The sequence below is a fragment of the Acidovorax sp. genome, from assembly GCF_022763525.1.
GTDB lineage: Bacteria > Pseudomonadota > Gammaproteobacteria > Burkholderiales > Burkholderiaceae_C > Acidovorax.
Map to the genome: position 1 here is coordinate 17,453 of NZ_JALEGG010000189.1, position 11,889 is coordinate 29,341.

General features: G+C 66.4%; 9 protein-coding genes. 4 read left to right on the forward strand and 5 right to left on the reverse strand.

Annotated elements, in window-relative coordinates; genetic code table 11:
* Positions 1–4 precede the first annotated feature (4 nt).
* Positions 5–895 (reverse strand): 4-hydroxybenzoate octaprenyltransferase, encoded by an 891-nt coding sequence (ubiA, locus tag MRY84_RS14395; RefSeq protein ID WP_291506389.1) that lies wholly within the window; start codon positions 893–895, stop codon positions 5–7.
* 151 nt (positions 896–1,046) lie between these two features.
* On the opposite strand from ubiA, the gene MRY84_RS14400 reads away from it, so the two are divergent.
* The 4 genes from MRY84_RS14400 to MRY84_RS14415 are packed head-to-tail and all read left to right on the forward strand — an operon-like array spanning position 1,047 to position 7,189.
* On the forward strand, positions 1,047–4,523 hold the full coding sequence (locus MRY84_RS14400) for a response regulator (RefSeq protein WP_291506390.1): 3,477 nt from the start codon (positions 1,047–1,049) through the stop codon (positions 4,521–4,523).
* Positions 4,524–4,560: 37 nt separating this feature from the next.
* Positions 4,561–5,400, forward strand: coding sequence for a CheR family methyltransferase (locus tag MRY84_RS14405; RefSeq protein WP_291506391.1), 840 nt, complete (start codon positions 4,561–4,563; stop codon positions 5,398–5,400).
* Positions 5,400–6,032, forward strand: a complete 633-nt coding sequence (locus MRY84_RS14410) for a chemotaxis protein CheB (protein WP_291506392.1) — start codon at positions 5,400–5,402, stop codon at positions 6,030–6,032. Before MRY84_RS14405 ends, MRY84_RS14410 begins: the two co-directional genes overlap by 1 nt.
* A 41-nt stretch (positions 6,033–6,073) precedes the next feature.
* Complete coding sequence (locus tag MRY84_RS14415; RefSeq protein WP_291506393.1) at positions 6,074–7,189, forward strand: hybrid sensor histidine kinase/response regulator; 1,116 nt, start codon at positions 6,074–6,076, stop codon at positions 7,187–7,189.
* 82 nt (positions 7,190–7,271) lie between these two features.
* Here MRY84_RS14415 and MRY84_RS14420 read toward each other — a convergent pair whose 3' ends face one another.
* From MRY84_RS14420 to recG, 4 genes are all read right to left on the reverse strand, one after another.
* Positions 7,272–7,640: a response regulator gene (locus tag MRY84_RS14420; RefSeq protein ID WP_291506394.1), complete on the reverse strand. Its 369-nt coding sequence runs from the start codon at positions 7,638–7,640 to the stop codon at positions 7,272–7,274.
* A 201-nt stretch (positions 7,641–7,841) separates the two neighbouring features.
* Positions 7,842–8,351, reverse strand: coding sequence for a Dps family protein (locus tag MRY84_RS14425; RefSeq protein WP_291506395.1), 510 nt, complete (start codon positions 8,349–8,351; stop codon positions 7,842–7,844).
* Between the two features lie 162 nt (positions 8,352–8,513).
* Entirely contained in the window at positions 8,514–9,479 is a 966-nt protein-coding gene (locus MRY84_RS14430; RefSeq protein WP_291506396.1) for a LysR substrate-binding domain-containing protein, read from the reverse strand.
* Between the two features lie 5 nt (positions 9,480–9,484).
* The gene (gene recG, locus MRY84_RS14435; protein ID WP_291506397.1) at positions 9,485–11,728 is read right to left on the reverse strand and encodes an ATP-dependent DNA helicase RecG; all 2,244 of its coding nucleotides are present in this window, start codon (positions 11,726–11,728) and stop codon (positions 9,485–9,487) included.
* Between the last annotated feature and the right edge of the window lie 161 nt (positions 11,729–11,889).

Sequence of the window (11,889 nt, forward strand, 5' to 3'; positions counted from 1 at the left end):
GGAATCAGCCAGCCGCACTCCACCACCGCAGCAGGTAGCTGCCGGCAATCCCCGCAAACACCGTGGCACCCAGCCAGTGGTTCACCCGGAACGCCTTGAAGCAGCCTTCGCGCGTGCGGGTGCGGATCAGCGTGAAATGCCAAACGGCCTGGGCCAGCGCCGCCGCGATTGCTATATAAAACATAGCACCCAGCGCATAAGGGACAAGCGCTAATGCCCAAATTCCTATGAAAATCAGGTAGAACAGCACAATGCCCGCCACATCCCATCGGCCCAGGGTGATAGCGGAGGTCTTGATGCCAATCTTGAGGTCATCGTCGCGGTCGACCATGGCGTATTCGGTGTCGTAGGCCAGAACCCAGAACAGGTTGCCCAGCCACATCCACCAAGCCACGGCGGGCACGCTGCCCTGCACCGCCGCAAAGGCAATCACGATGCCGAAGTTGAACGCGATGCCCAGCACCGCCTGGGGCATGGCGATGACACGCTTGGTGAACGGGTAGGCAATGGCCACCAGTAACGCGGGCACGGACCACAGGACAGCGGCGGTGTTGGTGGTGAGCACTAGGCCAAAGGCCAGCAGCGCCAGCACGGCGCCCAGGCCCAGGGCTTCCTTCACGCTCACGGCGCCGGTGGTCACCGGGCGCTGCGCGGTGCGTTTGACGTGCTTGTCAAAATCGCGGTCGGCCACATCGTTCACGCAGCAGCCCGCGCTGCGCATGAGGATGGTGCCCAGCACGAACACCGCCAGCAGGTGCCAGCCCGGAAAGCCCTCGGCCGCGATCCACAGCGCGCCGAGCGTGGGCCACAGGCACACCAGCCAGCCGGCGGGGCGGTCCCAGCGAATGAGGTCCAGGTACAGGGCCAAGCGGCTGCGGGGTGTGGCGTGAAGCATGCGGGCGGTGCAAGAAGGCTGAAAAAACAGCCCGCGCTGCCGCGGGCGCACCGAATGTAGCAGCCGCTCGTGCCGCGCGCGGGCTTTGGCAGCGAAAGCAGGCCAAACCCGCTAAAGTCCCCCGCTTGCCCAAACCCTCGAACCTGCCTGCATGAACCGATCCTCGAGCCCACAGGCCGCCAGCCGTTTCGCCATCCCCCGCACGCTGCTCGCGGGCTTCATCGTGGCCGCCCTGGCCACACTGGTGATCGCCGCAGTGAACTACCGTTCCGCTGAAACACGCGGTGCCGCCGTGCGTGCGATGGACAAGTCCTCCCTGTCCATGCGCCACCTGAACCGGTTCAACGCGGCCATCAAGGATGCCGAAACCGGCCAGCGCGGCTATCTGCTCACCGGCGATCTGGCCTATCTGCAGCCTTACGAACTGGCAGCCAGTTCGCTGCAGCAGCATCTGGCCGATTTGAAGGCGAGCGTGGACGCCTATCCCGCGCAGCGCCAACTGGCCTCCGAGATCGACGACCTTACCCAGCAGAAGTTGCGTGAGCTCAACGAAACCATCGCGCTGCGCAAAGGCGGGGATACGGTCGGCGCGATGGCGCTGGTGCACAGCGGCGCTGGCAAGGACCTGATGGACCGCATGCGCAATGCGATAGAGGACCTGCGCACGCAGCAAAACCTGCAGCTGGAAACGCGGCGCCAGCAATGGGTCGACGCGGCCTTCAATTCCAATCTCTATTCGGCCTTCGGCTCGGCGGTGCTCCTGGCACTCATCTGCGTTTCGGCGGTACTCACGGCACGCGACTTCCGGGCCAAGGCCGCGCAGGCCTGGGTCACTGCCGGCCTGTCGGGCCTGAGCCAGCGGCTGCAGGGCGACCACCGGCTGGAAGACATTGGCCGGCTGGCGCTGGACTATCTGGCCACCTACCTCCAGGCCCAGGTCGGCGCCGGCTATGTGCGCGAAGGCCAGGACCGCTTCACGCTGTTCGGAGGCTACGCTCTGCCGCGCGATCGGCTGGCGCAAACCACGCTGAGCGACGAGGGCCTGCTGGGACAGGCGGCGCGCTCGCTTCAGCTGCTGCATGTGCGCAATGTGCCAGAAGGCTATCTGCCCATCTCGTCCAGCACGGGGCAGGCCAGCCCCGCGGAGTTGCTGGTAGCGCCAGCAGTGGAACACGGCCAAGTCTACGCGGTGATCGAGCTGGGGTTTTACCGTCGCGTGAACGAAGCCGAGCGCAGCCTGCTGGAGCGCGCCTCCGAGATCCTGGCGGTGGCCATCCGTTCCGGCATGGACCGCAGCCGCCTCCAGAGCCTGCTGGAAGAAACGCAGCGCCAGTCCGAGGAGCTGCAGGCGCAGCAGGAAGAACTGCGCGTGAACAACGAAGAACTGGAACAGCAAAGCCGCATCCTGCAGGAATCCCAGGCCCAGATGGAGGTGCAGCAGACCGAGCTGGAGCAGACCAACGCGCACCTGGAACAGCAAACCCAGCAGCTCGAATACCAGCGCGAGCAATTGCTGCGCGCGCAAAGCGCCATGACGGACAAGGCGCGCGAACTGGAACTGGCCAGCCAGTACAAGAGCGAGTTTCTGGCCAACATGAGCCACGAACTGCGCACGCCGCTGAACTCGACGTTGATCCTGGCCAAGCTGCTGGCCGACAACAAGCCAGGCAACCTGAGCGCGGAGCAGGTGAAGTACGCCCAGACGATCTACGCGGCAGGCAACGACCTGCTGGCGCTCATCAACGACATCCTGGATCTCTCCAAGATCGAAGCCGGGCAGGCGACGGTGTCGATCGAGCCTGTGAACATCGCGCGCAGCGTGCAGTCCCTGGTGGAACCGCTGCGCCCGGTAGCGATGCAAAAGGGGCTGGAGCTCAGCGCCACCATCGCTCCCGACGTTCCGGCAGGCATGGAAACCGACGCCCAGCGCCTGAGCCAGGTGCTGCGCAACCTGCTGTCCAATGCACTCAAGTTCACCGAAAGGGGTTCGGTGGCGTTGCACGTCTCGCGCAACCCCGATGAGACGCTGTCGTTCGCCGTGAAGGACACGGGCATCGGCATCGCGGCCGACCAGCAGGAGCTGATCTTCGAGGCGTTCCGCCAGGCCGATGGCAGCACGCACCGCCGTTTTGGCGGCACGGGGCTGGGCTTGTCCATTTCGCGGGACCTGGCGCAGCTGCTGGGCGGCAACGTGTCGGTGCAAAGCACGCCCGGCGAGGGCAGCGTGTTCACCCTGGTCCTGCCCGTGCGCCTGCAGGCTCCGGCCGAACCGAAGCAGGCCGCGGCGCCGAGCCGCGCTGTGGCTGCCACCGCGGCGCCCCACCCCCCAATACTGCCGGCGACGACACCGTCAGCAGATGCCTCGGCGCCTGCCGGTGTGGCGGGGGCTGTGCCCACGCCTTCCGGTGCAGCCGTCTCGGCGGCCCCCCGGCGCGCAAACGCCCGCAGCATCCTGGTGATCGAGGACGACGAGCGCTTCGCGCAGATCCTGCGGGACCTGGCGCGCGAGATGGATTTCGAATGCGATCTCGCGCACAACGCCGCTGACGGTCTGGCCCTGGCCGCCGAGCGCGTGCCCAGCGCCATCGTGCTGGATGTCAATCTGCCTGATTTTTCGGGCTTGGGCGTGCTCGACCAGCTCAAGCGCAACCCTGCCACGCGCCACATTCCGGTGCACGTCGTGTCGGTTGCCGACTACTCGCTGGAGGCGATGGGCCGCGGCGCGATCGGCTACGCGCTCAAGCCAGTCAAGCGGGATGAACTAGTGCAGGCCCTGCAGCGCCTGGAAGCCAAGATCACCCAGAACCTGCGCCGCGTACTGGTGGTGGAAGATGATGAGCGCCAGCGAGAAAGCGTGCGCCACCTGCTCAGCCGCGACGACGTGGAGATCGTCTGCGCAGGCACGGCGGCGGAGGCGCTGAAGCAATTGCGCGACACCACCTTCGACTGCATGGTGATGGACCTGAACCTGCCAGACCTCAGCGGCTACGAACTGCTGCAGCAGATGACCGAGCAGGACGGCGTGTCGTTCCCGCCGGTCATCGTGTACACCGGCCGCGCCCTGTCGCGCGACGAAGAGCAGAAGCTGCGCCGCTTTTCCAAGTCCATCATCATCAAGGATGCCCGCTCGCCCGAGCGCCTGCTCGACGAAGTCACCCTGTTCCTGCACCAGGTGGAGTCCGAGCTGCCCGCCGAACACCAGCAGATGCTGCAGGCCGCGCGCAGCCGCGACATGGCGCTGGAAGGACGCACGGTGCTGGTGGTGGAGGACGACGTGCGCAACATCTTTGCGCTCTCGAGCGTGCTGGAGCCCACCGGCATCCGGGTGCAGATTGCGCGCAATGGCATCGAGGCGCTGAAAATGCTCTCGAGTGCCGGCAGCGATGGCACGCCGGCCATTGACCTGGTGCTGATGGACATCATGATGCCGGAAATGGACGGCTACACCGCGATGCGCGAGATCCGCGCACGCCCCGAGTGGCGCCGACTGCCCATCATTGCCCTCACCGCCAAGGCCATGAAAGACGACCAGGAAAAATGCCTGGCAGCCGGCGCCAACGACTACATCGCCAAGCCGCTGGACGTGGAAAAGCTGCTGTCGCTGGTGCGCGTTTGGATGCCCAAGTAGCCGCCACGCCCGCAACGTTTTGCCCTGTTTCGCAGCCATGCCCCACCGCAAGCCCGCGCGCACCGCAGACATCGAGCAGCGCCTGCTGATCGATGCGATCTACCACCGCTATCACTACGACTTCCGCGGCTATGCGCAGGCGTCGCTCAAGCGCAGGCTGGGAAGCGCGCTGCAGCACTTCGGCTGCCAGACGCTGTCCCAGCTGCAGGACAAGGTGCTGCACGATCCCACCGTGTTCCCTGCCCTGCTCGAATACCTGACCGTGCAGGTGAGCGACATGTTCCGCGATCCCAGCTACTTCCGCGCGCTGCGCGAAGAAGTGGTGCCGCACCTGCGCACCTACCCGTCGCTAAAGGTGTGGGTGGCCGGTTGCAGCGCCGGGGAGGAGGCCTACTCGCTGGCCATCCTGCTGCAGGAGGAAGGATTGCTGGACCGCACCCTGATCTATGGCACCGACATCAATCAGCAGGCGCTGCGGGCGGCGGAATCGGGCGTGTTCGACATGGCGCGCGTGGCCACCTTCACCGAAAACCACGCCCGTTCGGGCGGGCGGCGGTCGCTGTCCGACTACTACACCGCGCGCTACGGCCGCGTGGTGTTCGACAAGGCGCTGCGCGAGCACATGGTGTTCTCGGACCACAGCCTGGCCACCGACAGCGTGTTTGCCGAGATGCACCTGGTGTCGTGCCGCAACGTGCTGATCTATTTCGAGCGCGACTTGCAGGATCGGGCCCTGGGCCTGTTTCGCGAGGCGTTGTGCCACCGGGGCTTTCTGGGGCTGGGCTCCAAGGAATCGCTGCGCTTTTCAGCCCAGGCCGATGCGTTTGATGACTTCGTGGTGACCGATCGCATCTACCGCAAGAAAGCAGGCCACTGATGCCCGAGCATCCAGCGCTTCACAAGCCAGCCAGCCCTGCTGATGGCGAGGCCGCGACCGTGTTCCGGGCCATTGTGATCGGCGGGTCGTCGGGGGGCATCGACGCCCTGATGGAACTGATGCCCGCGCTGCCCGCCACGCTGCGCGCGGCGGTGCTGGTGGTGCTGCACCTGCCCCGCGACCGGCCGAGCATGCTGGCCGAGATCTTCCAGCCGCGCTGTGCGCTCCCGGTGCGGGAGGCCTGCGACAAGGAGCCGCTGTTGCCCGGGACCGTCTACCTTGCACCGCCTGATTACCACTTTCTCGTGGACACGGGCCCCTGTGCTGCCTTGTCGGTGGACCCGCCGGTGCACTACTCGCGGCCCTCGATTGACGTGCTGTTCGAGTCCGCTGCGGACCAGTATGGCGAAGCCCTCGTCGGCGTACTGCTCTCGGGCGCCAACGATGATGGTGCTGCTGGCCTGCAAGCCATTGGCGCGGCAGGCGGCCTGATGGTGGTCCAGGACCCCGCCAGCGCGCTCGTACCTGCCATGCCCCGGGCAGCCCTCGCACGCTGCGCATCGCCCCATGTCCTGTCGCCCGCCGGCATCGCCCAGCTTTTGACGCGGCTGCACCGCGAAGGCAGCCTCTGAAAGCGCCCCACCCAGCCCCACCATTGAACAACGCCCAGTCCATGCCCCACACCGACCGCGTGAAATGCCTGCTCGTCGATGACGTCGCGGAGAACCTCATTGCCCTGGAAGCCTTGCTCCAGCGCGATGACATCGACATTCTCAAGGCGCAGTCCGGCCCCGAGGCGCTGGAGCTTCTGCTCGCCCACCATGACGTGGCCCTGGCGCTGCTGGACGTGCAGATGCCGGAGATGAACGGCTTCGAGCTGGCAGAGCTCATCCGCGGCAGCGAGCGCACACGCGGCATCCCGCTCATCTTCATGACCGCCGGGTCGCGCGAGCAGAACTGGCAGTTCAAGGGCTACGAAAGCGGGGCGGTGGACTTCCTCTACAAACCCATTGACCCACACATGCTCGCCAGCAAGGCCAATGTGTTCTTCGAACTACATCGGCGCAAGCAGGCCCTGGCCCACGAACTGCGCGAGCGCACCGCGGCACTGCGCGTCAACGAGTTGTTCATGGCGGTGTTGAGCCACGACCTGCGCACGCCGCTGATGTCCGTCAGCGCAGCCGCTTCGGCCCTCAAGCGCCAGCCTGACATGCCGCCCGACAAGGTGGCCACGATGGCGGAGCGGATACTCAGCAGCGGCCAGCGCATGGGGCGGATGATCGAGGACCTGCTGGACGTGACCCGTATCCGGCAGGCCGGCGGCTTGGCGATAAAGCCCGTCTCGGCGTCCTTGCGCGACGTGATGGAACGCACCCTGCAGGAAGTGCAGACCAGCTATCCCGAACGCGTGATCGAAAGCAGTTTCTGCGGGGACCTGGACGGTGTGTGGGACGCCGAGCGGCTGTGCCAGGTCATCACCAACCTGGTTGGCAACGCGGTGCACCATGGCACTCCGGATCAGCCGGTGCAGGTATGCGCAGATGGCACCCAGGCGTCCATCGTGGCTGTGGATGTGACTAACGCCGGCACCATCCCGCCGCATTTGCTGGATCACCTTTTCAATCCGTTCCGGGGGCGTGACAGGGAGCCCGGGCGTAGGGAAGGACTGGGGCTGGGACTGTTCATCGCGCACCAGATCGTAGGCGCGCACCAGGGGCGCATCGCGGTGCATTCTGCCGACGGAATCACCCGGTTCCGGCTGGAACTTCCGCGCGTCTCGCGCGCTTGAAAATCGGTGGAGCCGCCTCAGAAAGGGGCCGAAGCCCGTGCGGCGTCACGCGTTCACGGCGCGCGGCCGGGCGCAAAACAGCTCAGGCCGCAGACCGGTCCAGCGACTGGCGCAGATTCACCAGCAACTCTTCCAGTTCTTCGATTTCGAAAGGTTTGAGAAGGGTTCGCACATTCGCCCCCCAGCTGGCCGGGTAGTCGCCCATCTCGTATCCCGAGCACAGCACCACCCAGCGCTGAGGATCGTCTGCCAGAACCTTGCGCGCCAGATCGATGCCCGACATGCCGGGTAAGCTCACGTCGGTCACCAGCACGTCGTATGGTTGCGCGGCATCGAGTTCCAGAGCCTCTTCCGCGGTGGCGCAGGACGTCACCGCCCGGCCCTCTGCCTCCATCAGCATGCCGATGGTTTCGCGCAGTTCCGGGTGATCTTCAACGTACAGGATTCGCATAGGTCAGGGGTTTCAAACGTGGCGCACGACGGAATGTGACGCCAGCAACCGCACTGCCCCAGGGCGTGAGCGGATGTCTTGCGAATGATGCGCAGAGACATCCGCATACCTTTGTAGGACAAAACGCAATTCAAGGGGGCGGAAACCCTGTGATTGCAGAGGCCGCCCTCGCGCCCTGCATCGCGCCTGCAAGCCGCGGCGTCATTCTTCAAGCAGCGACCGGAGCATCCAGGCCGTCTGCTCGTGGACCGTGAGCCGCTGGGTCAGCAGGTCTGCGGTGGGCTCGTCGCTGGCCTTGTCCGCCAGCGGGAACAGACTGCGGGCCGTGCGCGCGACCGCTTCGTGGCCTTCCACCAGCACGCGCACCATGTCCAGCGCCTTGGGCGGCGTGGCAGGGGCATCCGGCACCGTGGCCAATTGGCCGAACTGGGCGTAGGAGCCCGGCGCCACATGGCCGAGCGAGCGGATCCGTTCGGCAATCGGATCCACCGCGTTCCAGAGTTCGGTGTACTGCGCCATGAACATGGTGTGCAGCGTATTGAACATGGGGCCGGTCACGTTCCAGTGAAAGTTGTGCGTGGTGAGGTACAGCGTGTACGTGTCGGCCAGCAGGCGCGAGAGCCCCTGGGCAATGGCGGCACGGTCCTTGTCGCTGATGCCGATGTTGATGCGGGGGGCGCTGGTGGGGGTGGCTTTGGGTGCTTTGGCCATGGCATTGCTCCTGAAGTGGAAAGGGAATCAAAAGCTGGCGCCTTCGACGATGAAGGCACCACACCGAATCACTTTAGCCCAAGGCCGCTACAGATAGCTTGGGCCGGATCAGAAACGCAGCGCGCCTGCGGGGCATGGGGCCGCGCAGCGGCGCCCCCTTCCTCACGACAGCCGCGTGACACCCGGCAGTTCGCACGCATAGATGGCGTTGCGCAGGGCTGCGATGGCTTCGTAACGGGTGAAGCTGCGCCGCCAGGCGAGCACCACGCGCCGCATGGGTGGCGGGCCGCCGTCGGCTTCGCGGATGGGAAGATAGCGCACGTAGGTTTCGTCGCTTTTTCGCCGGCGGGACACGGTGAGCATCGCGTCGCGCGGCACGGAAAGGCGCGGCACCAGCGTCACGCCCATGCCGGCGGCCACCATGTGCTTGATGGTCTCCAGCGATGAGCCCTCAAACGACTTGCGAATGCCCTCGGCATTGCTGGAAAACCGCGCGAACTCAGGGCAGACCTCCAGCACATGGTCACGGAAGCAGTGGCCCGCGCCCAGCAGCAGCATGGTCTCGCTTTTGAGTTCCTCGGCGCTCACGGTTTTCTTGACCGCCAGCGGATGCGCGCTCGGCACTGCGGCCATGAAGGGCTCGTCGTACAGCGGCGCCACGGCGAGGCCTGTGTCAGGAAAGGGCTCGGCCAGGACCGCGCAGTCGATCTCGCCCGTGCGCAGCATTTCGAGCAGCTTGACCGTGAAGTTTTCCTGCAGCATCAGCGGCATTTGCGGCGTGCGGGCAATGGAGTGGCGCACCAGCTCGGGCAGCAGGTAGGGTCCGATGGTGTAGATCACGCCCAGCGTGAGCGGGCCGGCCAGCGGGTCCTTGCCGCGCTTGGCGATTTCCTTGATGGCGGCGGCCTGCTCCAGCACGCTCTGCGCCTGGCGCACGATCTCTTCGCCCAGCGGCGTCACCGTCACCTCGCCGGCGCTGCGCTCGAAGAGCTTCACGTCCAGCTCTTCCTCCAGCTTCTTGATGGCGACCGACAGCGTCGGCTGCGAGACATAGCAGGCATCCGCCGCGTGGCCAAAATGCTTCTCACGCGCCACGGCCACGATGTACTTGAGTTCGGTGAGGGTCATGTGCGTCAGGCCTTGAGATAGTCTGATTTTCCCCCCAACCAGCGTGCGATGTGTTTCGCGGCCAATTCCGGGTGGCGATCCAGCATCCGTGGCGCCAGCTCCCGCGCCCATTCCAGCAAGTGGGTGTCGGTGGCCAGGTCGGCAAACCGCAGCAGCGCATCGCCCGACTGGCGGGCGCCCAGAAACTCGCCGGGCCCCCGGATCTCCAGGTCGCGCCGGGCGATCTCGAAGCCATCGTTGGTCTCGGCCATGGCGCGCAGGCGCTCCTTGGCGGTCTCGCCCACGCGGCCGCTGTCGTTGGTGGAATACAGCAGCACGCAGGCCGATGCCGCCGCGCCGCGCCCCACCCGGCCGCGCAGCTGGTGCAACTGCGAAAGGCCAAAGCGCTCGGCGTGCTCGATGACCATCAGCGAGGCGTTGGGCACGTCCACGCCCACTTCAATGACGGTGGTACTGACCAGCACGCCCATCTGTCCGCTACTGAACAAGGCCATCACGGCCTTCTTTTCGGCCGTGGGCATGCGCGAGTGCAGCAAGCCCACCATCACGCCCGGCAAGGCTTCGCTCAGGTCGGCGTGCGTGGCGGTGGCATTGGAGAGGTCCAGCGCCTCGCTCTCTTCAATCAACGGGCACACCCAATACACCTGCCGCCCGGCGGCCACCTGCGCGCCGATGCGCTCGATGACTTCGTCCTTGCGGCTATCGGCTATCAGCTTGGTGACGATGGGCGTGCGGCCGGGGGGCAGCTCGTCGATCACGGACACGTCCAGGTCGGCGTAGTAGCTCATGGCCAGCGTGCGCGGGATGGGGGTGGCGCTCATCATCAGCATGTGCGGCTCCATAGGGACCTTGTGCCCCCACGCTCCGCCGCTGCGCGGGTCGCTGCCCCCCGGGGGGGCTGCGTCGCCTTGGGGCGGCCCGGCGGCGACGCCCTCAGCCAGCTTCTTGCGCAGCGCCAGCCGCTGCGCCACGCCAAAGCGGTGCTGCTCGTCGATGATGGCCAGGGCCAGGTTCTTGAATCGCACCTGCTCCTGGATCACGGCGTGCGTGCCCACCACCAGCGCGGCCTCGCCGCTTTCCACCAGCGCCAGCATGGCGGTGCGGTCCTTCTTCTTCTGCCCGCCCACCAGCCAGGCCACCTTGCGCCCGAGCGCGGCCAGCAGGGGTTCGAGCCAGCCGATCATCTTGGCGAAGTGCTGCTCGGCCAGGATTTCTGTGGGCGCCATCAGCGCGCACTGCCAGCCTGCGTCCATGGCCACGCAGGCGGCCAGGGCCGAGACCACCGTCTTGCCCGAGCCCACATCGCCCTGCAGCAGTCGGTGCATGGGCACGGGGCGCGCCAGGTCGGCCGCGATCTCCTCGCCCACGCGGCGCTGCGCGGCGGTAAGGCCAAAGGGCAGCACGGCCAGCAGCTGCTCGTGCAGGGGCAGCGCCGCGCCCTGCGCGGGCTGCGGGCGCAGCACCGGCGCACGCAGCCGGTCACGTTCGCGGCGGGACTGGTACTGCGAGAGCTGCTGGGCCAGCAGTTCCTCGGCCTTCAGGCGCTGCCAGGCCGGGTGGCTGTGGTCTTCCAGCGTGGACAGAGCCACATCGGGCGTGGGGTGATGCAAAAAAGTGAGCGCCTCGCGCAGGCTGCACAAGCGCTGGAGGCCATTTTTGCGATAAAAGCCCGTCACCGGCGGCTCGGCGCCCGGCGGCAGCGTGTCGGACAGGTCGGCCCGCGCCAGCGCGCTCACCACAGCCCGCCGCAGGTAAGGCTGGGGCAGGCCGGCCGTGGTGGGGTAGACCGGCGTGAGCGCGGCGGGCAGTTCGCCGCCGGCCTGGCGGAAGGCGGGGTGCAGCATCTGCCGGCCCCAGAAGCCGCCCTTGACCTCGCCCCGGATGCGCAGCCGCGCGCCGACGGCCAGCGTCTTGAGGTGCGAGGGGTAGAAGCTGAAAAATCGCAGCTCGCACGTGGCCGAGCCGTCATCCACCTGCACCACCAGCTGGCGGCGCGGGCGCAGCTGCACGTCGCTGGCGGTCACGGTCGCCTCGATCTGCACCATCTGGCCGTCGCGGGCGCTGGACAGGGGCGTGATGCGGGTTTCGTCCTCGTAGCGCAGGGGCAGGTGCAAGGCCAGGTCGATGTCGCGGCGCAACCCCATTTTCTGCAGGGCCTTGTGGGCCGCCGATGCCCCCGCGCGAACCGCCTGGCGTGGCGCCGCGGGCGGGATGAGCGGCGAAGGAACGGACTTGGCAGCAGCAGGCATCACAACACATCGGCTAGGGGGTACGCGGGCATCGCGGAGCAAAAGGCTACCATGGCAAAAATCCGCGAAATTCGGCAAATTTGATACAATCGATAATGAAATAACATATAGTTACTCATATCGGCCGCCGTGTGCGCTGCCGGAGGCTTGCTGAGACAGGT